Source organism: Vibrio sp. McD22-P3 (assembly GCF_021568915.1).
GTDB classification, from domain to species: domain Bacteria; phylum Pseudomonadota; class Gammaproteobacteria; order Enterobacterales; family Vibrionaceae; genus Vibrio; species Vibrio mediterranei.
Genome location: NZ_JAKGTN010000025.1, coordinates 14,967 through 38,604, shown reverse-complemented (window position 1 = coordinate 38,604; position 23,638 = coordinate 14,967). Strand labels below are relative to the sequence as shown.

Genomic DNA, 23,638 nt, shown 5'->3' with positions numbered 1-23,638 from the left:
ATGGCACTATCTAGTCAGGAAATTAATCTTATCGAACAACTGCTTCATGTACGTAAACTTAAAGAAGAACGACTACAAGCCCAATGGAACCAGCTCAATGAACAACAAAATAAATGCAAGCATGAAAAACAACGCTCGTATCAAGAGTGGCTTGTTTCACGGGAGGTATTAAAAAACCCTCTGCAAACTGTAGACGTTATGGATCGTAGCCAACTGAACCAACTCCAAGGAGAAAAGCGGAGTCAGTATATTGAAGAGCGTTCTAAAGCTGATTCAGTCGAGGACTGGCATAAACGAATCGAGCAGTTGGAATGTGAAAAGTCAGAACTGTGGAGCCAGAAAACAAAGCTGGTAAGAGGCCAGGAAAAGCTCAGAGATGTGCTGGATGAGTAACAAAATTGAACATGTGAATAGTACTGCTTGGCGTGTTGAAGGCGTTGCTGGTCGTCATGAAGCCGACCCTGAGCTTAGACAGCGATTTACGACTCTACTCCGTACACTGCAAGATGTAGAAGCACAAACCGATAAACTAGATACATCCTCGCGGTTGCCGCATTCCATTTTAAATGAATTATCCGCAGTGAATCATGTGACCAAATGGGGCAATGCAGAGCTACACAGAGGTGAAAATAGCCTTTCGTTTAAATTGCTCAATGGCCCGATGTCGGGCTTAGTGATCTTTGCTCAATGGGACGCGCAAGGCGTTTTGTTAACTCTGAAGCCCAAGAATCAAAAACAGCAAGGTGCACTAAATCGAGTCATGCCGAAAATAAAAAGCGGTCTTAATGAATCCGCGTTAAAAATGACAATAGAGGTAAACCGCTATGAATGATCTAATTGAATTGAGCAAGGTGATTGGCATTGGTTTAGAAAACCAGCAGTGTCAGCTGTCGTTACAGAAAGTTTCGGGGGAAGGTCAGTTTTGGTCATATCGAAGTGATTCAAAAAGCGGCATATGGTGCAGTCATTCCGACTGGAATCAGGGTATTACTGATATAACATCTATCGAATCGTTAAGTATGATCCCCGAAGATCTTTTTCCCACACTCGTCGCTGCAATGTTTTCCGCGGTGAGCATTCCGTTTGTCAGAGAAATCAGTACGCAAGGGGCAGAATGTTTCCTGCTCGATGGTATCTATCCGGTCGTACAGTGTCAGGGTTATCAGTTTGTGTTGGTTGGATTAAGCGCTGCATGGCTACAACGCCTGACTACGAATTGGACGCGTTGCTCAGCGCAAAGCATTAAAGTTAGTGTGCCGTTGGTCGCAGGATACACAACGGACATTAATTCAATCTCACAGGGTAATGGAGTATGGTTAAAAGAAGGTGTGAACCCTGATGAAGGTAAAGCTATTTTGTGGTGGGACAAACCGCTAGCAATCGTTCAGTTTGAGGGAGAACAGACATGGTTTGTGGAACAGGTATTCCCTTCATACTCATTTTCTGAAGCGGTCAGTTATGTTCAGGTTGCCTCACTCGAAGTTGATTTTTGTACTTTGGTTCAATTAGTCGAAGGGCAATCTATCGAAGCTCCGCTGACGTGTGAAACCACGAGTAAACTCTTGTCCGGCAACCATTGCATTACCTCAGGCGAGCTCTTAGTCAGCCAGGATGGAGTGGTTTTCTACGCGAACAATACTAATATATAAGCGGCTTAAATCTAACGGAATTTTTGGGCTGAGCTAGTTGGTTTGACTCAGCGACTTGTTGCATCGCTCGTATTTTGAGCAGTGCAAGAATCAGGAGGCTTCTACTGATATAATACAGTTTTAGCCTCGATTCTCATTTATCCATGCCAAACAAGTTTAACAATTCAAAGTGTCACTACTACTCAAGCAAACCTATATGATGACGAATTGGTCTGAATACAACCAATCATTGGTTAACCGCGGACGAATCGATATTTGGATAAACGAAGGACTCTTAGATATATTGAACCATAATGACCGTACTTATGGCGGCACCGACTCTAGCCCTCACTACACTGGTGAAGCTATAACAATATGTCATGAAATCCGAATGATATAACGCTTACCGCTGCGTCAAACGGTTTTGCCCAAATTTTATCTTCACACATAGTATGTCGTAGAAAAGGCGTTATCATTACGACAACATATCGAGTATAAAGCAACTTTTGCGACAGAACCGCAAAGCGCAGTTTTCGGAAACACGGTAGGCTGAATTTGAGGGTAAGACTAACGTGCGAAATTCGGAGGTGAATTCGTCGATTGAAACAACGTTGATACCGTTATTGTCTCCGTTGAGCAGAATAATGTTGTGGTAGTCCTCCGCTTAGAAAGCGAGGTAGTGCGTGTCAACATCCTGATAAGAAGGGCTTGCATTGGTCAACTCCGTCATGGTGATTGCGACTAGTCCAAGACTAAGCGTTCGTATATTCATTTTCGTATGTCCTCTAAGGTCTATTAAGCTTTAAAGGATGTGTCTAAGGTTCAGAACTGATTGATTATAAAGTTACATCCCCATTTTTATTCAATTCCATGTCATTTATATCTCAGGTCCAGACCTGATATTAAGTAATGGCTATCCAGTGCAAACTCAACATATAACCATCGTTGGGAAGTGTTTATGGCCTTACTGGATAATCCAATTCAACTGATCGCAGTATTATTTTTTATGTCACTTTTGCCATTGTTTGTGGTCATGGGGACATCATTTTTAAAACTCTCGATCGTGCTGTCCATGTTGCGAAATGCTCTGGGTATTCAGCAAATTCCGCCAAATATGGCAATTTTCGGCTTAGCTCTAATTCTGACGATGTTTACGATGGCGCCTGTTGGTTTAGCTATTCGAGATAATTTGGCCGCGTATCCTGTGGATTGGGCGTCACCAGAATTGTTTAGCCAAATCAGTGATCAGATCATCGCGCCATATCATCAATTTCTCAGTCACAACACCAGTGATACCCAAATTCAGTTCTTCTCTGAGATTGGGCACAAAATCTGGCCTGAGCAATACCAAAGCGAACTTTCCAAAGATTCACTATTGGTAATGGTCCCCGCGTTTACCATGAGCCAATTAATTGAAGCGTTCAAAATTGGTTTATTGCTTTATCTGCCGTTTGTCGCCATTGACCTGATAGTTTCTAACATCTTACTGGCGATGGGTATGATGATGGTATCGCCAATGACGATTGCTTTGCCGTTCAAGCTATTGATTTTCATACTAATGGGCGGCTGGAATAAATTGATTGGTCAACTTATGGGGTCTTTCTCATGAACGAAGCGGCAATTATCCATTTTGCGTCTGAGTTGCTTTGGTTAGTTCTCATTCTTTCTTTACCTGTGGTTGTTGTGGCCTCTGCGGTTGGGATTCTGGTGAGTCTGTTTCAAGCACTTACGCAGATACAAGACCAGTCTTTGCAATTCCTTATTAAGTTGGTTGCTGTCTGTATCACCCTTGCTGTGAGCTATCACTGGATGGGGAGCACTTTACTTAACTACGCTGGATTGGCTTTCGATCAGATTGGATACGTAGGGGACTAAATGGCAACTCTGATACAATATGCTCCGATTCTCGCACTTTGCATGATGCGACCACTGGGCATGATGATAATGCTCCCGATTTTCAAAGGTGGAGCAATGGGAAGCGGGTTAATTCGCAATACACTGGTACTGATGTTTGCACTGCCCATCATCCCGATTATGCAAGCTCACCCTGTTGACTTTTCGGCTAAGTCATTGACAGAACTAACATTAATTTACGGTAAAGAGCTCTTGATTGGCCTGATGGTTGGTTTCTGTGCAGCCATTCCATTTTGGGCGATTGATATGGCCGGTTTTGTTATCGATACAATGCGTGGTGCATCGATGTCAGCGGTACTCAATCCGTTGATGGGGTTACAATCTTCAGTGTTTGGTATGTTCTTCACACAGATACTAGGAGTGTTATTTCTAGTTTCCGGTGAGTTTAACGCCTTGCTAACCGCTCTATACCAGTCCTATACCGTTTTACCCCTCGATTCAGCCTTGTCTTTTAATCAGGATCTACTGTCATTTATCAGTCAACAATGGCAGGTGATGTCTGACATGTGCTTGAGCTTTGCAATGCCTGCAATGGTTGTAATGATCATGGTCGACGTAGCGCTTGGATTGGTTAACCGGTCTGTTGAGCAACTCAATGTGTTCTTCCTGTCGATGCCAATAAAAAGTATCTTGGTCGTCTTCTTACTGTTGGTTAGCATGCCTTTCGCACTGTCTCACTACCTAAATCAAATAAATCAGTTTGAAAGCAATATCTCAACGCTGTTCCAATTATTTGAGGGGTAGGTATGGCAGAGAAAACCGAGAAACCGACCCAAAAATGCTTACGTGATGCGCGAAAAAAAGGCCAAGTCATCAAAAGCAATGAGATTGTGACAGGCTTTCAGATGGCAGTGATTCTCTATTACTTCATTATTGAAGGACAAGGCATGATGGAGGCGATTTGGAAAATGATCGATCTCGCCATCACTTCTATCGGTTTGCCACTTAAAGTAGCGGCAGAAACCGTGATCGCGGCACTTGCATATATCTTGATTCGATTTATTGCTGGCTTAGTCTTTATTTTGGTGATTACCGTCGCGTTTAGCTGCATGGTTCAGACTGGTCCTGTTTGGGCGTCTGAAAGCTTAAAACCAAGTTTTAACAAAGTGAATGTCATCAACAATGCAAAAAACATCTTCTCAATGAAAAGTTTGTTCGAGCTGTGTAAGAACATGCTTAAGATTTTGGTTCTCAGTCTGGTCTTTTATTACCTGTTACACCAGCATGTGAATATGTTCCAGTATTTGCCAACATGTGGCGTAGATTGCGGCGTAGAGATCATTCTTACGCTGATCAAATGGCTGTGGGGCGCCTTCCTTGTTTGCTACCTTGTTTTTTCCGTTGGGGATTATGCTTTCGTCCATTTCCAGACAATGAAACAGCTCAAAATGTCGAAAGAAGACACTAAACAGGAATATAAGGAAACAGAAGGTAACCCTGAAGTGAAGCAAAAACGTCTCGAACTACAAAGGGAAATGGCGAACGGATCTTTAGTGTCTAACGTGAAGAAATCGACAGTCATTGTTCGTAACCCTGCGCACATTGCGGTATGTCTCTATTACCAACAGGGTGAAACGCCGTTGCCAATAGTTTTAGACAAAGCGCAAGAACATATGGCTATGCATGTTGTTGAAATAGCGGAGAAACACGAGGTACCGCTGGTCGAAAACATTCCGCTAGCGCGAGCCTTGTATCACCAGGTTGAGCCCGGTCAGGTCATTCCCGAATCATTGTTTGAGCCAGTTGCCGAGTTACTTCGCGTGGTAATGAATGTCTCTTACGACGATAGAGAAGACTAAATATGTCTGGCGATTTACCTCGTTATGAGAACCCATGTCACCTAAATGAAAAACGCCCTTGATAACTGCACGTTGAATGATAGATTGAACATAGATAACAATAATAAATTCGTAGCAGTTTAGTTATATTGAACCTTATATACATCGATTTCTGACGTGGAGAATGACGATGATATTTGGAGAGTATTCACATTTAAAAATCTTGGTCGTGGATGATCATGACCTTATATTCGACGGTTTAAAGGGCTGCCTGTCTCCATATCCAAATTTGGAGTTAGTAGGATTCGTGACAGATGCGCTTAGGGTATACGAGGAGTGTCTTAAGCTCAAACCTGATATGGTCTTCATGGACCTTAATCTACTCGGTATGTCTGGTGTCGAAGCAATTCGACAGTTAAGTAAACGTTGGCCGGATATGATGATTATCGTATTGACAGCCTGAGAAGAAGAGCGCGAAGCACGTGAATCGTTAGATGCCGGTTCAAATGGTCACGTATTGAAAAATGGTTCTAAGAGTACACTGCTCGCTGCAATAAAGAGCGTGAAACGAGCTAAGAGTTTTCTCGACCCAGCTTTGGACGCCAAACAAATTGAGGCACTAAGTGGTGTTGAAGAAGGGGGATATCCCGGTTCTTCAACACCGCGGGAAAAACAGGTACTCAAATTGATCTTCGAAGGCAAACGTAATCGAGATATTGCTGTAGCCCTATTGATTGGTCTGAAAACCGTAGAAACCCATCGGATGAGCATCATGCGTAAGCTAGACGCCCACAATGTTACCGATTTAATGAAATGGGCTCATAGGATGGGTATCTAACTTAGATACAGTTTAACGAAAAGGCGAATTCAGCATTAACAGAGTTCGCCGTTTTTTATGCTTAATTAGTTAGGCACAAGGTTGTGTGTTTAACCCTTTTGCCAGCCGAGCCTGACAAAGCCTAAGCACGGGCGAAACGCAGAGTGCAATCGTGATGATATCTGCAAGCGTATGATAGTGTTGGTACAACATCAAAATGGCATAGACGCCACGCTTACCCATTTTAGTGCTTAGTACCTGTTCTCAAACCACACTTGAAACCTGTAATCAGGGTTAAGGTCAGGCTAATACAACCTATAACTGGAGTGTAGGCACCGCCAGTTGCACCCCATTGTTCGTATGTCATATTTTCCTACTTCGCTATGAATGCGATTGATAGTTCTCTAAAGCTAGGAGCAGAGGCTTAAGCTCCTCGCTTTCAATCTGATTGGTTTGCTCCAATTGTTTCTCTAGATCAGCAGCAGCGCTCGAAACATCATTGATACCAGCGAGACCAGCACTTCCTTTCACGTTATGTAATATGTCCCTGAGTTCTTGCCAATTTTGATCCGCTAAGCTCTCTCGTGCAGCTTGAGCCATATCCTTGAAGTGATTGGCGAGTCGTTGGGTAAATTCGTCTTCAACGAAATCCATAATAGGGGTATCTGAGTCTGTATTGATATCGGGATGCATGTCGCGATCTATCTGAATTCCTGCTGCGACATCAAGAGCTTTTGCTAGCTCTTTCAATGAAACAGGTTTGGTGAGATAGCCGTTCATCAGGTGCATAGACTGATCGTGTTCAGAGTGATTGGCGTTCGCCGTTAGCGCCATAATAGGGCAGTCGGTATCGAGAATAGATTCGCTATCACGCCAGAGTTGGGTCGCTTGATAGCCGTCGATACCTGGCATACGAATATCCATCAATACTAAATCGAAGATATGGCGTTCCCCGGTTTGCAACGCTAGCTCACCGCTCTCTACGCAAATCACTTTTTGGCCTAGTTCAGCCAACATTTTGGTGATGATATTGCGATTAGTTTCAACATCATCAACCAAGAGAACTTTCAATTTCCAATACAACATTTCCTTGGCAGGAACGGTGGTTTTCTCAGTAGAAATACCATGCTGAATTTCGTACAAACGCTTCCAAAGTCGCCAAGGTAGGTAGTTGAGTTCATCATTTTGAAGTGATTCCGAGTGTTTATCGACACAATCTCCGCCCCAAAGTGAAATTTGTGTATGTAGATTTTCTGGCGCATCAATGACGCCTTGTTTAAGGCGGAGTCGCATTCCAGGCTCAGTCAGTGGCATAGCGAAGATAAATGTTGAACCGGCACCAAGCTCACTTTTCAAAGACAAGCTACCCCCCATGATACTGGCAAGTTTGCGAGAGATAGGTAACCCCAGCCCGGTGCCAACCTGATGCTGGGAAGATTGTTTGAATGGTTCGAAAACTTCATCCAGCTTATTAGCTGCAATACCTGGCCCTGTATCTTCAACAGTGAAATATAACATGTCGTCTTTACTATCAATGTAGAGGAAGATGTGCCCTTGCTCCGTGAACTTCGCCGCGTTGCCCATTAGGTTAACTAACACTTGCCTCACTCGGATCGGGTCGAATACGCAGCTTTCAGGAATGTTACCGGCAACAACGGTTTTTAACTCAATAGGCTTGTTGATGACATAGGATTGAATTGTCTGCATTGTTTCATCGACCACTTTTAGAAGGAGATTATTGGCGAGATTAAGTTCGACCTGATCTGCTTCAATTCTGGAAAAATCGAGCAGGTTACTGATGATGCTCAGTGAGGACTTAGCACATGTGTAAGCCGTATTTATTAAGTCAGCTTGTTGTTCATTCATTTGAGTATTGCGTAGTAACTCAAGCGAACCAATGATGCCATTCAAAGGCGTACGTAGTTCATGGCTGATGTTGGTAAGATGCTCGCTTTTTCGAGCAGTCGCCTTTTGAGCAAGTTGTTTTGCATGAGCAAGTTCAACGGCTCGTTGTTCTACTTTAGACTCCAGTTCACCATAGTTGGATTTAATAGTATCGAGCAACATGTTATAAGCACGAGCGATGTCACCAAGTTCATCTTTCCTAGGTTCTGGTAGATGCCGAGAAAACGTTATCTGACGGTAACTTTTAATGATGTCGAAAAATTTACGGATGGTTTGGGCGAGTGATTTCCACAAGATCCACAACATGACCAAAATTATTACAGCAAAAGAGACTAGAGACCACTTAAACTCGTAGTAGAACGGCGTGTAAGCCATCTTTTCAATTCTTGATTTGGGAACCATGGAAATCCGCAACCAATCGGGACCATCGATGAACTTACTTACAACATAATGATTGTCGATTTCAAAAAACTCTCCGACATTTTCTACGCCACCGGCTTTCATGAATTGGCTATTGAGCTGAGCTTTGGTTGGCTCGTCCGGTTTAGACTGAGCATGAAACGGTACAACGCCTTCTGGCGTAAGAAATACACTTTGGTCGCCTTTGGAATTAACATTGGAGACAGTGGCGACATCTTTAATGTCAATGGCGAAGCCAACCTGACGCCCCATCTCATCTTCCGGATTTAAGGTGTAACTAAGGAGAATGTAGACGCTGTTTCTACTGGCATCGTATTTGGGTTCACTCCAGCGAAAGCCGTCTTCCGTATCAAGTTGAGAAAGGTCGACGATCTCATCGACTCGTTGATCAAGGTGAGAACGTTCAATTTCGGGAGCAGCGTAAATAGAGACTTGCCTGTCCGGCTCAATAATGAAGCTATCTAAATAACGATGCTGGTTAGCAATGCCCAAGATTTGTAGCGCCCAAAGTTGTTTGCGCTCTATAGGTAAGTTGGTATCACCGATATTGAACTGATGGGCAACCAACTGTGCGTTAGAGTCCACTTCTATGCTCTGGATCTGCTCAAGGCGCTGCTCAAATTGCTCGATATCATCTTTCGCTTGAGCAAAAAGGCTGCGACTCATCTGCGCTCGAATCTGACTGATTTGGTCGTAACTCTTCAGCGTTTGGTTCAAGGTTCCGTTGTAGGTGTTGTCGAATACATTTATCTGAATCAGTACCCATAGAGCGACAAACACCGATATAAAAGCAATGGTGAGTTTGGTAACCAGTGAAGCATTCCAACGAGTTTTCATGTCTACTCCTGTAGTTATTGATTATTAACGCAATCATTTCTAGATACGCTCTTTCTACCTTAGCGTGAAGCATAATGTAGGATCCATCTTTACCTTGATGTAGATAATAAAACGTTTCCCCTTAGGTGAGACTAAGGTGTTCACCTGATACCGAGCAAAAACCTTTCGATATATACTTAACTCATTAAAGGGTTCTGTCACAAAAATTTCGGATCTCGATTAAGGCTCAGCCCGTTGCCACTGAAAATCTTGATGCTTGAAGGCTGTTACTTTCCCTCCGAAGTTAGGCTTGAAACCTTTCGCTACTACCTATCTTACAAACTCAGTCATCGTGAAATTGAGGAGATTCGGAAGCCTTTCTAAATAAGCCGATAACCCAACATGGTTTCCCCGACAAGGTGGTAATTGACGGCAGTAAAAGCACCAACGTAGCCATCGATGCAATGAATGCCCAACTTTGGTTAACTGGCTTCTTTATGCTGTCACTGATTGAGGTAACGGATATCACATATCTGAACAATATCGTGGAGTAAAGTCATCGCTGGGTAAAGCAGAAAACCCGTCAAGCTCTCGGATGGAGGTAATGGAGGGAGCGAAAGCTAGCCTCCATGGTAAAAGAATTGTGGACGATGCTGAAACGTGACCAAATAGAAATTGAAGGTAACACAGCCTTTGAGCGATTTTACGCGCTAGCAGAATAGTTGTATTTGGAGGACGGGTCTGCCACACCTCTAACTATATTTGTGACAAAATCGGTTCGTCTCTTATTTGTTAATGACCACTATGGTCCCTTACAGGTTAAGCGATATTGTTATGCCGGTTTTTTTGTACTTGTTTCAATATTCGAGAATATATCCAAGAAATTGGTCGAACCACAAGTTCACACTGGTAGGGGATATTAGAAATCAAGGGATAAAACGGGCGGTAATATAGAATTACAAACTTAGATGCTAATTGTGACTTCCAATTTAGAACCCAGTTTGTAGTAATAATTCATTAATAAGAGGAAATATTATGGCTGTTAATCTTAATGATACATCAGTTACTCAAGGTACTAGCATCATCAACTCACAACAAAGTGAAGATATTAAAAATACCATTGCATCACGTGGTGATACTGTACTGTCCGGTGGTATCGCTGTGCTTTATATGTTCATGAATCTGCTGTCTGAAATGGCTGACGCAAAATACTCTCAGATGCAGAAAAAATCTGAAGTGTCGCGCACCGCTCAGGATATGGCAAACCGTGTCGATGAAAAAGTTGCGGAAGCCGCTAAAGAAGGCGATAAAGCCACCAGGCAACTGGATCCTGAAGTGATTAACTATATGAGAGACAACGGGTTTACAGTCGATGGAAAAACCATTGATAAATACCTAGAGGCAAATGGTAAGGACCTTGATCAGGGCAAACTAAAAGCAGTTAAAGCCTCGCTAGAAACCGTATCGAATCGAGCGTCAGATTTCGTTTCACAATCTCAACTTCAATTACAAAAATTGATGCAGACATACAACGTGACCGTCAGCCTTTTAAATAGCATGCAAACCATGTTGGCTGAAATGAATAAATCCATCGCTCAGAATATTCGTTAATTATTTAAACGATAAATCTGTTCAATAAAATAATAGTAAGGAGTTGTTATGCTTCAAGTTGATAACGGCGTGAGTGCTCCTCTGTCTAAAGAAAATGACAAAGTAGAAATTGAAAACACTATTAAAGGCGATAGCGTATTGTCAGGTGGCGTAGCGGTATTGTATTTATTCATGAATCTTTTGTCTGAATTAGCTGATGCTAAATACGGTCAGATGCAAGCCAAAGCGGATGTATCTCGCTTTGCTCAGGATATGGCTAACCGCGTAGATGAAGTGATTGCCCGAGTTGCAAAAGAGGGCGACAAAGCAACAGGTCAGTTACCACCTGAAGTCATCAAGTATATGAAGGACAATGGTTTTTCAGTCGATGGTAAGTCGATTAGCGACTATCTCAAAACCAACGATCCATCAGCTAAATATCTCGACAAGCTAAAAGCAAAAATTGACGCCAGTGGCCCAGAGGGTATGCAGTCATACAGCTGGCAAGATGTTGTGAGCTATATGGATCAACATGGCATTAAGGTCGATGGAAAGCGGGCTTGCGACTACATCTGGAGCCTACCTGAAGTGGGTTACATGTCTGGTCAGCGGATCAACAAAGAACACATGCAGCACATCGCTGACACTCTACAAGCGGCTGGTGGCCTAGATCAGGGCAAACTCAAAGCGGTAAAAGCAGCACTCGATACCGTCTCTAATCGTGCGTCCGATTTTGTTTCCCAATCACAGCTCCAGCTTCAGAAAATCATGCAAACCTACAACGTGACTGTCAGCCTGCTGACAGAGATGAACAAGTCCATTGCACAAAACATCCGATAGGGGGTCGTTATGGTAGAGAAAGACTTTGAAACTTTGCAGACATTCTTGCAACAAGGCGGTTCACTCAAAATGTTGGCTGACGTTGAAGAGAAAGATCTCGATCTTCTGTATCGATACGGAACCCAGCTAATGAACTACGGGGACTACGAAGGTGCCAAGCGAATTTTCTATTTACTAATGAAAATCGACCAGTGGAACTTCGATTACTTCTTTGCACTAGGCACATGCTGTCAGCAACTCAAAGAGCATGAAGAAGCGATTTTCTGTTTTGGTCGCGCAGGCATCGTCAAAGTGGAAGACCCTCGCAGCCCTTACTATGCAGGCAATAACTATCTGGCCGTTGGTAATAAAGAGTACGCCATCAAATCCTACAAAGCGGCACTGCGCGTATGCGATTGTCACCCAGATGGAGTTTGGGATGAGATTGCAGAGAAGGCCAACAAAGCTTTAGCTCAATTTACTCAGGAGGTGCATCATGACTAGTGTTAACTTCAATACTCAAATGCCAGTAACAGGCACATCGGATACTGAGCGTCTTGATAAAACTAAGGAAACCAAAGCGCGTTTACCTTCGTCTGGAACCCCCGGTGGCCTTGTTGATGTAATCGACCGCAAAACAAAAACGGGCGTGGTCAGCTCAGACATAGCAAGTCAGGCATTGCAGCGCGTATTATCGGCATTTCACAAGGGTGACAACGTCACAGTAAGCCAGCTAGAGAAAGCCTCTATGAACGACATGGTTCTTATGGCAGCGAACCTAGGACTTAAGACATTTGGCGATACGGCAAATTCAGCAGCCAAAGCCAGTCGACTAATGACTGATACCCAAGCCGTACTGCGTGACCAACAAGTCAAAGAGTTTCAGGAGCAGCTCGCTAAGCGAATCGAGCAAGCTGAGAAAGCTCACAAAGGCGGTATCTTCGCTGCGATCTTCGACTGGATCGTCGGCGCGGTCGAAGCCATTGTCGGTGTATTCAAATTGATTGAAGGCGCCGCGCGAATAGCCGTAGGGGACGTAGCAGGTGGGGCATTGGATATAGCCAGTGGCGCGGCTTACCTCACGGCAGGTATTGCGGGTATGGTCAAAGCAGCCGCGGAAACAGCAATTCTTTGTGGCGCGGACAAAGAGAAATGTCAGCAAGTAATTGATGTCGCAGGCAAAGTGCAATTGGGTGCGGAGATTGTGGGCATGGCACTGGATATCTTCCAGGCAGGCCGAGCTATTTCAGCCACTCGCTCTATCGCCAAAGGCACAGAAACGGCAATGAAAGAAGCCGCGCCAAAGCTAGTCGAAAGCATCGGCAAAGGCTCGACTCAAGAAGTAACAAACATTGCGCAGCAAGTTGGTAAACAAGTCTCCGAACAAGTGGCAGAGCAGGTCAGCAAACAGTTGATGAGCGGTGTGAGCAAAGGAGTAGAGCAAGTCGCTGAACGGGGTGGCCAAATCGCTAAGTCCTTAGGTAAAGCGTTCAGTGAAGAAGCGATTCAGCAACTCGTGACTAAATCGGTAGAAAAAGCGGCGACTGCGGCCATCGAGAAAGGTGCGCAGGTGACTGCCCAAGAGATCACTAAGCAGGTAACTACCATGGTGCGCAATGATGTCATCAAAACCGTCATCAAAGCGTGTACCTATACCTCACTTGATCTTATTCGTGCATCAGCAGGGTCGGGCAAAGCCATCACCAGCGGCATTGTGACTGAAGAAAAAGCGAAACTTCAAAAACAAATTGAAGATTTGATCCTGAAACAAAACCTGATGGAGTTCTGCTACGACTGGTACGACAAAGCCAAAGAACAGCAATCCAAAACCATCAAAGACTTGGTTGATAAACAAGGCGACACCTTAGATGGTGCAAGCAAAGTGATCAATGAAACAGGCATGTTACAGGCTCGCATTGCCACATCAGCAGTGTAGCTAAGGGGGAAATTATGAGTGAAGTACAAGTTTCAAATAACGCACCAGTGAATGCTGAAAGCTCTACGAACTACGACCATGATGTCTCTGGCAGTGAAGCGATGGATGCGATTGCTCAGCTTAACGAACTGATTGTCAAACTGGCAGAGATCTTTAAAAAACTGCGCAACCTGCTCCAAGAGTATAATCAGAAGCAGCGATTGCTTGGGTGGGATGTGCAAAAAGCGTCGATGGACACTAAACGAGATGCGATTAAGAGTGCTTTTGAATCTGCAGCTTGGTCCGGTGGCTTACAGATCCTGTCAGGGGTCGTTGGTATGGTCGGTGTCGGTGCAACGTCGAAATTTGGCGAAGGGGCGACACACCTAGGTCAGGCACTCGGGAAAAGCGTTGATGGGGCAGGCTCTATGGTCTCAGCTTCCATTACTAAAGACGCTGAGATGGAAAAAATGGACGGCGAATTCAAAGCGATGAACGCCCAAAATTACGCCAAAAATGTCAACGAGCTCAGTGACAAAGCACGTCAAATCTCAGAGCAGATGCGTTCATTGGTCAAAGAGTTGGTCGAACTTCACGGGCGCATCGCATCAGCGGTTCACAACTAATCCGTTCTTTACATAAACCAAATGTACGGTACCGTTCATTCGGTGCCTTACCGATGATGGAAGATATTGAAACTGTTGACATGAACACATTAATTGAGCAATTATTTCAAAAGTTAGTTACACATCTAGGCATCGACAGACTTCAACCCAACGAAGACGGGCATTTTACTTTGATGGTTGATGAGACTCTTTTGCTGGACATTGAGTTGGACCCTAAACGTGAACAACTGATCCTGACATCCCTAGTAGGTTCATTAAGTTCCCAACAAAGCATAAAACAACTATCAAGCTTAATGCAGTTCAATAAAGCCTTGTATAAAGAACTCAACATGTCTCTAAGTCTTGAAGCTCACACAGCGAGTATCGTTCTGACATACAGCGTAGATGCTGGTCTTTGTACAGTGTTTGACCTAGAAAGAGCACTGTCGTGTTTCATCAGTCAAACAGAAAAATGCCATCATTTTTTAGAGAGTGTCCAAGAGGAATCGGTCCCTAAAAACAGAATGCTAAATCCTGCTATCTGCGTTTAATTTTCCTCAAGAATTTATAGAGAGATATAGATATGGCTATACAACTAGAACAGTTTCTTAGTGTTGCTAAAAATAACGCTGTGGTTGCCAATGAAAACAATCAAGGAGAGATCACTTTAAAAAGTGGTCGTTTTGAAGGTAGAACACTTTCTCCTTTTGCAAAACAAGCTCGATCCAATCTTAACCTTCAAACCATGGGGCTCTTCCTCAACGCATTGCAGAAAGAGTACGGGAGTGATATTACCTCACATCTAGCTTCTAAGTTAGATATTACCTCCGGTAGTAAGCCGTTAAGAGGAAAAGTCATCCAGACTATTGTTGGTGAGGCAAATGCCATTAGAAAGGCCATGACCACTTTCAATGCCCAAGCCGCTCATGATTTTGTTGCCTCTCCAAGTGGCGCTCAAAAGTTACTTGCTAACAATGGACACGGACAATGGTTGGCTCCAAGTAATGCAGCAGGAAAACAATTTGAAGGTTTGCTTCACGAGGCATGTGATAAACAACGCCATCAATTGAGTCAACGAGAGATTGCAGGGATCGCCCAAACCGTTATTGATGACATACATCGCCTTCCACAAAGTATTCAAGAAGACTTCATCCAAGTAGCGGATGCATTCAATCAGAAAGATCACTATCAAGTACTTCACAACCTCGATAATTGTGCGCAAAAGATCATGCTACGCGCGCAATTTGACTTAGCAGATGTCGATAAACAAAAGCTTGGCGCTGACGATAAGAGTGGTTACCAGCAACGTACTGTGTCTGAATTAACGCAAAGCCTATCTCAGACTCAAGCCAGTGATTTACTCAACTCCATTCTTAATCATCCAACCAGTAAAGAACTGGTTCAATTGCTCAACTCTCCAGGATTCAAAATGCAAGTGATGGATGATCTAGAGCAAGCTGATATTCCACATGAAGAGCAGTTGCTAACACTGACCAAACTGTGCCGAACTGAAACACTGCTTGATGCCCTAATTACAGAGTTGGATAAACGCGGAAATGGCAGTGACAAAGCATCACAACGTTTAAATGATTGGATAAATTACTATGGGCAAGGTGTTGGTTCCGGTGAGATTTCGGCATCAGACCCTGAGTTTGCTTCTGCATTTTTGACGATGCAAGCCAATGACAACCACTTAAATCTTGACGATTGCGGGCTCACTAAAAAGCCTGTTGCGGCGCTAACCAAACAATATGTCACGCTGACTAACCTTATTACCGTAACCAATGCACTAAAAGAAATTGGCGCAAGAGTGGATGAAAAACGCAGTGAGCAGTTTGAGAAAGACTTTGGTCGTGCAACCTATCTCGTTGATGGTGTACAAATCAGTCGCAATGAAGATACAATTTTGGATGACATCAGCAAAATGCCTACAGACGTAAGCTACTTCGCCAACCAAGAGTTGTTTGCAAGCGTCCTTATCTCTTTAATGAATGAAGAGGGCATCACGCCAGTAGGCGACCCAACATCCACATTCAATTTGTACAATAAAGAAGATGGTACAATAGAGCTTCATGCCCAATTGGACATGCAACTTAAAATGATGATTGGTTTGAACGAAGAGCCATTAGATCCGGATAAAAGCTCGCTGCATCTGGAGGTCAATTTAACGATAGCAGCGCACAATAACCAAATTGATGCCAAGTTAAATGGACCAATTAATATAGACTATCGAGCCACTCCTCTTTAATCCCGCATAATGAGATTCCAACAATATCCAAGCCTCGATATTGTCGGGGCTTTTTGTTAGCTTGGAATGCGTCAGTTTTACGGGTCTAAGCTCGCCAACTACCTCTTTGAAGGTAAGGAATCTCAAGCATTCCTTATCAAGGTTATCGCATCAAAATTAAACTCCTTATAAACCTTTAACCGAGAAAATTAAAACCAAATAAGTTGAGTGTGACGACTTTTTAAGCAAATTTAGGCATATTTCATTACTTTGGACGTAACTAGGTTTTGTCGCAAATATAGTTAGAGGCGTGGTAGACCCGTCCTCTCAGCATCGTCCACAATTCTTTACCATGGAGGCTAGCTTTCGTTCCCTCTAATTACCTCCATCCGAGAGCTTGACGGGTTTTCTGTTTTACCCTGCGATGACTTTCCTCCACGATATTGTTCAGATATGTGGCATCCAATATCTCAATCAGTGACAGCATAAAGAAGCCAGTTAACCAAAGTTGGGCATTAATTTCATCGATGGCAGCGTAGTTTTTTTTACCGTCAATCACCACCTTGTCGGGGATACCATGTTGTGCTATCGCCTTATTTAGAAAGGCTTTCTCGGCTGCCTCAACCCGATTGTACTGAGATAGTAATCAATGACGTCACCAAATTTATCGACAGCTCGATAATAGTAGAGCCATTCTCCTTTCACTTTGATATATATAGGTCTCGTCCATACGCCATGAGCTAGATACTGGCTTTTTCAACGCCTTGCCTTCCTTGTGCTCTAGGATTGATGAATAGTTAAGAATCCAACGGTTAATCGTTGCATGATCCACGGTTACTCCACGCTCCCTCTAAATCTCCTCAATTTCACGATAACTGAGTTTGTAAGCTAGGTAATAGCGAATGGTTTCAAGTATAACTTCGGAGGAAAAATGACAGCCTTTAAACACCATGATTCTGAGTGGCAAGTGGAAATTAGCTGAATCCCAACCGATGATGCGAAATTTTGCGACAGAACCAATAAAAATACTGTTTGTTAACCGATTGCAAAAGCTCTGCTTCTGAAATCTGCAAATACTTAGATGTTTGAATAGCGCTTAAATATATCGTTTTTCAGATTTTATTTCCCAAAGTCAATCTTTAATGCTTTGCCCTATGATTACGTATCTATTGATTTGTCCAGTGTATAAATCATGTTTTCAAAGCTCATTTTCGTTTAATTTATTTTTTTGTCTGATTGTCAATTATTGTTCCAATCTAACTATGCGAACCAAGTTAGTGCATAATCATCCTTTTAGCTTTTTATCTGAGTATGAGTTCAACTTAGATATAGTGCGGGTAAGGACTCAAAGGTTTATCAATGTACTACCAGAAAATAGTGGGTTGCACGATGCTAAAGGTGTCAATGGCTATCTCTTTAATAACTGGGATATGGGGGTGCAGTGAGGAGCAAGCTGTAGCCCAAATAGACATCCTTAAAGTTAAAGTGTTGAAAGTAGTGAGTAGGGAGCTGACTCTAAGTGAAGAATTTGTTGGCAGTACACAGACTACACAAGATATTAAATTGAAGTCTAAGGTTCGTGGCAATCTGATGAACATCAACTTCGAGGAAGGGAGCACAGTCAATAAGGGTGAACTTCTATTTGAATTAGGCCCAGCGCAACACTTTGTCGCTCTCAAATCCGCAATAGGTCAAGTAGTTCGTTCTAAAGCAGATTATGACACCTTAGTGCTTAACTTGAAACACGGTCAAGGACCTATCGAAGATAAGTACATCAGTCAAGCCGATTATGACAGGCTTGTTTCAATGAGATTGCAAAACTCTGCTGCATTACAAAGTACTATTGCAGAACTAGATGAAGCTAGATTGGAGCTAAGCTATACAAAAATATATGCCCTTTTCTCTGGAAAGGTTGGGAGAACAAAGGTCTTCGTTGGAGATTTGATCACCTCTGAACAAACAGAATCGGCCAATTTAGTACAGTTAGAGCCAATTTGAGTTAATTTTCGGTTGCCTGAAAAAGTGCTCGTAGAAGTTAGGTATCAGGGGACTGATACCTCTTGGCAGTCTAATATTAAGAAGTTGCCAGTAAAACTCCGTTTTCCCGACGGTTTGAGTTTTGGAGAAATAGAGAGTATTGACAACCGAGTTGATCCAACTACTGGAACCTTAGAAGTAAGGGCCGAATTTGCTAATAAAGAGCAGGGGGTGGTACCTAGTTTAAATGTTACAACAATCATTGCAGCACCAAGTGTTGAACAAGTCATGCTTATACCTCAGAGAGTTGTTTAAGAGGACTTGCAAGGGCGTTATGTGTTAACGGTAGATGGTAACAAATTGGTAAGGCGGAAGAACGTAAAGCTAGGGAAATGGTACGGCATAGACTGGGAACTAGAAGAAGGGCTTTCAAAAGGGGAGCTTGTGATAACCGAAGGCCTACAAAAAGTGCGGGTAGGTGTACAAGTTGAGTACGAATTAGAACAATCTCAACCTTTTAATGAAGATGAATTGTACAGGTCTAGATGATTAGTAAGTTTTTTATTCACAGGCCTAAGTTTGCTTTCGTTATTTCCATAGTACTTACATTAGCAGGGTTACTTTCGATACCGATGCTACCTGTTGCGGAGTTCCCAAATATTTTTCCTCCACAAGTTTTAGTCACTACAAACTGTCCTGGAGCAAGTGCTGAAGTAGTTGCTGGTCCGAGTCTCGCTACCACACTTGTATTAGTGGCTGTGTTTGTCTCAACTGCGGTCATGCCCGATATCACTGGTAAAATGTATGCACAATTTTCGATTGCTATCTGTATAGCTATATTAATATCATCGGTTAATGCTCTTACGCTAAGCCCTACTCTTCGCGCGTTATTACTAAGCACTCCAAAAAACAAGAAGAATGGTGCATATGTTAAGTTTAATGTTGCTTCAGATAAAGTTACTAGTAAATACACTTCTTTTTTTTCTAGTATGGTAAGAAAAACGACTTTTGTCGGTTGTATCTACTTAGTACTGCTAGGCGTAACCGCATACCTATTTACTTCGTTGCCAAACAGGGTTCGTCTATTGAAGATAAGAAAGCTCTTTTCATTTATGTACAATTACCTAATGGGGCATCAATCAATCGAACATTTTTTAGTTAATATAGTTTAGTGTTAAGATTTTTATGATTTAGTACAACCGCATAGTTATATTTTTGAGGGCCTGTGTATGCATAATATAAGTCAAAGAATGGAAGGATTGGATTTTGCAAGATTCATTGCATTTTTCGGCATGGTTATTGTTAATTTTAAAATAGCTATGGAAGTAAAAGAACAAGGAGGTGTAATAGAATTATTTTTATTTGCTGTTGAAGGAAAAGCCGCTGCAACTTTTGTTGTTTTAGCTGGCTTAGGGTTTGGCATAGCCTGTAGTAAAAGAATGCCATCGCTCGATGCTACATTAAAAAAGTCCGCATTTTTACTCTTAATTGGCCTTCTAAATATGTTAGTTTTTGATGCGGACATACTACATTATTACGCTCTGTATTTTTTAATTGGATTTTTCTTTATTGATTTTAAAATGAGAAGCTTAGTTACTTCAATAATCTTATTCAATATTGTGTTTCTTGTTTTGTTTTTTACTTTTGATTATGATAAGGGATGGAGTTGGGATAACTATACATATGTGGGTTTTTGGACTGGTAGTGGTTTCGTTCGCAACCTGTTTTTTAATGGGTGGCATCCTGTTTTTCCATGGATGAGCTTTTTTATCTTCGGTATAATATTAAGCAGGTTAGTCCTTTCTCATAAAAGAACACAAGCTAAATTGGTGATATTTGGTTTGCTAGGTTCTCTACTTGCAAGTATATTGAGCGCTTGTTTTAAAGAATATAATCTTTATTTGTTCTCTACTGAACCGATACCCCCAGTACCTTTTTACATACTAACGGGGATTAGCTTTTCTAGTCTAATTCTTGGCTCTTGTTTGCTGTTATGTCAATCAACGAGAGTGTTTAGATATCTCAAGTACTTTTGTCCCGCAGGACGACAGACTTTAACGCTTTATTTAACTCATATCTATGTAGGAATGGGATTATTAGAGAGCTTTGCAATGATTGGAAATCAAACTCAAACTACGCTAAGTGCTCTATTTTGTTCATTAATTTTCTGTAGTTTATCTTCTGTTTATGCTTATGTGTGGAGTAAATATTACACATATGGCCCAATAGAATGGCTTATGCGTTTTTTCGTAAAGTTGTCCTTTAGCAGATACTTAAGACCAAAGTAGGAATCCCTTTCGGAGATGGAATCCATCTCGATTTAGTGGCACGTTTGTTGATAAGTTGAACATCACGTAAATAAAAAGTTATTCAGCTTTCTCTCTTAGTGGTAGCTCTATGAAAACCAAAAATTTCTTACAACAGTTAGATGTATTCGTATTGACAGTTGACCATAAATCATTTTCAGCTGCGAGTAGAAAACTAGGACATGCCCAGTCATATATTAGTAATATCATTTCTTCCCTTGAGGAGACTCTGGGGTTTGCATTGTTTGAAAGAGAAGGACAGTATCCGACACTAACCAAAGAAGGTAATTGGGTATATTCTCAAGCGGTTTCAATTGTTAGCCAAAAGGATCATATATTAAACAATGCCAGTAAAGCTCTTAAGATGAAGGAAACCATCAGCATTATGGTCGAAGAGTGCCTCACTCATTCTTTTTTAGTCGACTCTCTGTCCGATTGCTTGCACAAACAGAAGGGCGCTGCGCTTAACTTGAAAAGTGGCCATTCTTCGAAGATCATAGAGTTAGTTTCTAAAAGCTCAGTGGATGTTGGTATCGTCTCTCGTTTTGATTCATATGACACTAGAATTCTTTCAATTCCATTACCATGTGTCCCATTAGGTTTTTATGCTTCAAGCTTTCATGCTCTATCAAATGAAAATGACATTACCATTGAGGTTCTTAGATCGCATCGGCAGTTGTTACTGGACACAAGTAATGATATGTCATCACTGATGTATAACATATCTAATGACATATGGAGAGCTGACAGTTTAATGAATGTAGCTACTCTCATTAGTAAAGGGTTTGGATGGGGAATACTTCCAGTGTCTTTTGCAGATGGTTTTGTCGCAAATAGAAAGATGGTAAAGTTGAAAAGCCCCATTGGCTTGGTATCTAACTATAATAACTGTTCATTAATTTTGAACCAAACAACTCAGAATCGACCTATCATAAAGGGTATACTAGAGCTGTTTATTAAACCACATGCGGTAAGATATGTATGAATACACTAAATACATTAAATATTCAAACAATAGAGACATTTGTAGAGGTAGTAGAGTCTAAGTCGTTTTCTGCAGCCGCTAGAAAACTGGGTAGAGCACAGTCTTATATAAGTAACTTAGTCTTCGAGCTTGAAGATTGGTTTGGAGAGCCGGTTTTTGACCGCCAAGGTCGCTATCCTATTTTAACTGAGAAAGGACACGAACTTTACTTTGAAGCGAAGGCTCTACATGAAGCTAGGTTGCTTTTTACGAAGAAAGCAAAATACATCTCTCTAGGTGAACACAATAGTTTCGCTTTTGCTAGTGATATGATGAGCGAGTTCCCTGAAGGAGAACAGCTCTTACATAAAATAAATACGTTGTATCCTAATGTAGAATTACGTCTGACAAATCCGAGCGGTGATAAAATACTAAGACTTCTTTATGAAGGCGTTCTAGACGCAGCAGTGATATCAGGACATGTTAGCTTTGACCATATACCTAATATAGGAGTATTACCATTATCTAATACTCCGGTTTATTGCGTTGCTTCCAACAACCATCCATTGATGAAAAACAAGAATGTGACAGTTAGTGAATTAATGCAGCACCGACAAATTATTGCTTGCAGCCATCTTCACTTAAATGAGGGTAGGCAGCCCTTACTTAAAATCTCGTCTTCTATTTGGGAGGCTGATTCCGTTTATGATGCTGCCACATTAGTGGCTCACGGCTTTGGTTGGGCGATATTGCCTGAACATATAGTCAATCTGTTTGAAAGCAACAATTTATTAATAAAGGTGTCTTTGGCTGAAGGGGTTTTACCACAAACCATATCATCGACGTTAGCTTGGAACAGAGATAGGCAGAATAACCCTATCTTAAAGACGATCATTAATACATTAAATAAATAATCAATAGAAATGTTGCAAAGAGAAGGACTCTTGACAATAAAAGAATTCTCTCAATGTGAATAGAATCCTCAGATTATCGTATGGTTTATCTGTGCAAGCTTCAGTAAAAGGTTATGGGCTAGATGAATCGAAATACGGTTTTGTCGCAAACATAGTTAGAGGTGTGGCTGACCCGTCCTCCGTTTACCTCGATTGATATCTTGATGGTTAAGGTTGAATTTCTTAACCATCAAGATATAAAGTAAACTTGTCGAGAAGGGTGATTTTACTGCACATGGATATGGAGTACTCATAATGGACATCTTAGATTTAGATAGTGACGAAATGAGAATACAAAAAAGAGTGAGCAATATAGATTCGACCCGGAAAGCAACCAAAGAGTTCTTTCTTCAACAAGCCAACAAAAAGTTTAATCGACGATACGACTACCAATATGTCGATTACTATAATAACCGAACGCCAGTTACTATCGTGTGCCCTGTTCACGGACAGTTTGAACAAACACCGTCCGGGCATCTACGCTCTAAAACCGGATGTGCTCGATGCTCCTTCTCTCGTTGTTCGGATGAAAGTCGTCATACGAAAGAATACTTTCTTGCTCACGCAGAGCAAAAATTTGGAGATAGATTTGGCTACCAGGATGTCGATTATAAAGGCATGAAGTATCCCGTCAGCATTTATTGTCCAATACACGGAAAGTTTACGACGACTCCATACAATCATATTAGCTCGAAGTTTGGTTGCCTCCAATGCGCTAGAGATTACACCAAACAGTACCTACGCTAATCATAAAAGGTCATCGAGAGTGATATACGATTTAATGGTTAATGGTTAATGGTTAATGGTTCTGTCGCTAATTGGAGGGAGCGAAAGCTAGCCTCCATGGTAAAGAATTGTGGACGATGCTGAAACGTGACCAAATAGACATTGAAGGTGACACAGCCTTTGCGCGATTTTACGCGCTAGCAGCATAGTTGTATCTAGAGGATGGGGCTGCCACGCTTCTAACTATATTTGCGACAAATTCCACCTTTTTGCTCTGC

25 protein-coding genes and 1 pseudogene are annotated in these 23,638 nt (G+C 42.1%); 23 read left to right on the top strand and 3 right to left on the bottom strand.

Translation table 11 applies throughout. The features are described from left to right. From L2W36_RS23130 to L2W36_RS23085, 10 genes are all read left to right on the top strand, one after another. Complete coding sequence (locus L2W36_RS23130) at positions 1 to 393, top strand: hypothetical protein (protein WP_236111704.1); 393 nt, start codon at positions 1 to 3, stop codon at positions 391 to 393. Beyond that, on the top strand, positions 386 to 832 hold the full coding sequence (locus L2W36_RS23125) for a hypothetical protein (RefSeq protein ID WP_236111703.1): 447 nt from the start codon (positions 386 to 388) through the stop codon (positions 830 to 832). Before L2W36_RS23130 ends, L2W36_RS23125 begins: the two co-directional genes overlap by 8 nt. Then, positions 825 to 1,649: a hypothetical protein gene (locus L2W36_RS23120; protein ID WP_236111702.1), complete on the top strand. Its 825-nt coding sequence runs from the start codon at positions 825 to 827 to the stop codon at positions 1,647 to 1,649. Before L2W36_RS23125 ends, L2W36_RS23120 begins: the two co-directional genes overlap by 8 nt. Before the next feature lie 196 nt (positions 1,650 to 1,845). Then, entirely contained in the window at positions 1,846 to 2,028 is a 183-nt protein-coding gene (locus L2W36_RS23115; protein WP_236111701.1) for a hypothetical protein, read from the top strand. Positions 2,029 to 2,586: 558 nt separating this feature from the next. Beyond that, the gene (sctR, locus tag L2W36_RS23110) at positions 2,587 to 3,237 is read left to right on the top strand and encodes a type III secretion system export apparatus subunit SctR (protein WP_236111700.1); all 651 of its coding nucleotides are present in this window, start codon (positions 2,587 to 2,589) and stop codon (positions 3,235 to 3,237) included. Continuing rightward, a complete protein-coding gene (locus L2W36_RS23105; RefSeq protein WP_236111699.1) occupies positions 3,234 to 3,503 on the top strand; it encodes an EscS/YscS/HrcS family type III secretion system export apparatus protein in 270 nt (89 codons plus the stop codon). Before sctR ends, L2W36_RS23105 begins: the two co-directional genes overlap by 4 nt. Then, entirely contained in the window at positions 3,504 to 4,286 is a 783-nt protein-coding gene (gene sctT, locus L2W36_RS23100) for a type III secretion system export apparatus subunit SctT (RefSeq protein ID WP_236111698.1), read from the top strand. 2 nt (positions 4,287 to 4,288) lie between these two features. After that, positions 4,289 to 5,341, top strand: a complete 1,053-nt coding sequence (locus L2W36_RS23095) for an EscU/YscU/HrcU family type III secretion system export apparatus switch protein (protein WP_236111697.1) — start codon at positions 4,289 to 4,291, stop codon at positions 5,339 to 5,341. Between the two features lie 169 nt (positions 5,342 to 5,510). After that, the gene (locus tag L2W36_RS23090; RefSeq protein ID WP_236111696.1) at positions 5,511 to 5,783 is read left to right on the top strand and encodes a response regulator; all 273 of its coding nucleotides are present in this window, start codon (positions 5,511 to 5,513) and stop codon (positions 5,781 to 5,783) included. 54 nt (positions 5,784 to 5,837) lie between these two features. After that, positions 5,838 to 6,158 carry a LuxR C-terminal-related transcriptional regulator gene (locus L2W36_RS23085; protein WP_236111695.1) on the top strand — a complete coding sequence of 107 codons (321 nt, stop codon included), beginning with the start codon at positions 5,838 to 5,840 and terminating at the stop codon, positions 6,156 to 6,158. 223 nt (positions 6,159 to 6,381) lie between these two features. On the opposite strand, the gene L2W36_RS27390 is transcribed toward L2W36_RS23085, so the two are convergent. After that, positions 6,382 to 6,504: a hypothetical protein gene (locus tag L2W36_RS27390; RefSeq protein ID WP_268980826.1), complete on the bottom strand. Its 123-nt coding sequence runs from the start codon at positions 6,502 to 6,504 to the stop codon at positions 6,382 to 6,384. Positions 6,505 to 6,518: 14 nt separating this feature from the next. Further along, positions 6,519 to 9,299, bottom strand: a complete 2,781-nt coding sequence (locus L2W36_RS23080; protein ID WP_236111694.1) for a two component system sensor kinase — start codon at positions 9,297 to 9,299, stop codon at positions 6,519 to 6,521. Between the two features lie 1,014 nt (positions 9,300 to 10,313). Here L2W36_RS23080 and L2W36_RS23070 point away from each other — a divergent pair. From L2W36_RS23070 to L2W36_RS23040, 7 genes are read left to right on the top strand one after another with little or no spacing between them, the layout of a single operon-like run. After that, entirely contained in the window at positions 10,314 to 10,889 is a 576-nt protein-coding gene (locus L2W36_RS23070; RefSeq protein WP_236111693.1) for a secretion protein EspA, read from the top strand. Positions 10,890 to 10,937: 48 nt separating this feature from the next. Next, complete coding sequence (locus tag L2W36_RS23065; protein ID WP_236111692.1) at positions 10,938 to 11,708, top strand: secretion protein EspA; 771 nt, start codon at positions 10,938 to 10,940, stop codon at positions 11,706 to 11,708. 9 nt (positions 11,709 to 11,717) lie between these two features. Beyond that, positions 11,718 to 12,191, top strand: a complete 474-nt coding sequence (locus L2W36_RS23060; protein ID WP_019274671.1) for a SycD/LcrH family type III secretion system chaperone — start codon at positions 11,718 to 11,720, stop codon at positions 12,189 to 12,191. Beyond that, positions 12,184 to 13,623, top strand: a complete 1,440-nt coding sequence (sctE, locus tag L2W36_RS23055; protein WP_236111691.1) for a type III secretion system translocon subunit SctE — start codon at positions 12,184 to 12,186, stop codon at positions 13,621 to 13,623. The genes L2W36_RS23060 and sctE overlap by 8 nt, the downstream gene beginning before the upstream one ends. 14 nt (positions 13,624 to 13,637) lie before the next feature. Further along, positions 13,638 to 14,228, top strand: a complete 591-nt coding sequence (locus L2W36_RS23050; protein ID WP_236111690.1) for a pathogenicity island effector protein — start codon at positions 13,638 to 13,640, stop codon at positions 14,226 to 14,228. Positions 14,229 to 14,281: 53 nt separating this feature from the next. Next, positions 14,282 to 14,758: a type III secretion system chaperone gene (locus L2W36_RS23045; protein WP_236111689.1), complete on the top strand. Its 477-nt coding sequence runs from the start codon at positions 14,282 to 14,284 to the stop codon at positions 14,756 to 14,758. Between the two features lie 32 nt (positions 14,759 to 14,790). Further along, positions 14,791 to 16,455, top strand: a complete 1,665-nt coding sequence (locus L2W36_RS23040) for a hypothetical protein (RefSeq protein ID WP_236111688.1) — start codon at positions 14,791 to 14,793, stop codon at positions 16,453 to 16,455. Between the two features lie 358 nt (positions 16,456 to 16,813). On the opposite strand, the pseudogene L2W36_RS23035 reads toward L2W36_RS23040, so the two are convergent. Then, a pseudogene (locus L2W36_RS23035) lies at positions 16,814 to 17,401 on the bottom strand (IS6 family transposase). A 437-nt stretch (positions 17,402 to 17,838) separates the two neighbouring features. Between L2W36_RS23035 and L2W36_RS23030 the strand changes: the two are divergent. The 6 genes from L2W36_RS23030 to L2W36_RS27565 all read left to right on the top strand — a co-directional run bounded on the left by L2W36_RS23030 (position 17,839) and on the right by L2W36_RS27565 (position 23,381). Next, entirely contained in the window at positions 17,839 to 18,432 is a 594-nt protein-coding gene (locus tag L2W36_RS23030) for an efflux RND transporter periplasmic adaptor subunit (protein ID WP_236111687.1), read from the top strand. 524 nt (positions 18,433 to 18,956) lie between these two features. Next, the gene (locus tag L2W36_RS23025; protein ID WP_236111686.1) at positions 18,957 to 19,583 is read left to right on the top strand and encodes an efflux RND transporter permease subunit; all 627 of its coding nucleotides are present in this window, start codon (positions 18,957 to 18,959) and stop codon (positions 19,581 to 19,583) included. A gap of 57 nt (positions 19,584 to 19,640) precedes the next feature. Next, entirely contained in the window at positions 19,641 to 20,699 is a 1,059-nt protein-coding gene (locus L2W36_RS23020; RefSeq protein WP_236111685.1) for a DUF418 domain-containing protein, read from the top strand. Between the two features lie 109 nt (positions 20,700 to 20,808). Next, complete coding sequence (locus tag L2W36_RS23015; RefSeq protein WP_236111684.1) at positions 20,809 to 21,702, top strand: LysR family transcriptional regulator; 894 nt, start codon at positions 20,809 to 20,811, stop codon at positions 21,700 to 21,702. Then, entirely contained in the window at positions 21,699 to 22,595 is an 897-nt protein-coding gene (locus tag L2W36_RS23010; protein WP_236111683.1) for a LysR family transcriptional regulator, read from the top strand. The genes L2W36_RS23015 and L2W36_RS23010 overlap by 4 nt, the downstream gene beginning before the upstream one ends. A 294-nt stretch (positions 22,596 to 22,889) precedes the next feature. After that, a complete protein-coding gene (locus L2W36_RS27565) occupies positions 22,890 to 23,381 on the top strand; it encodes a DUF723 domain-containing protein (protein ID WP_443088406.1) in 492 nt (163 codons plus the stop codon). Positions 23,382 to 23,638: the final 257 nt, after the last annotated feature.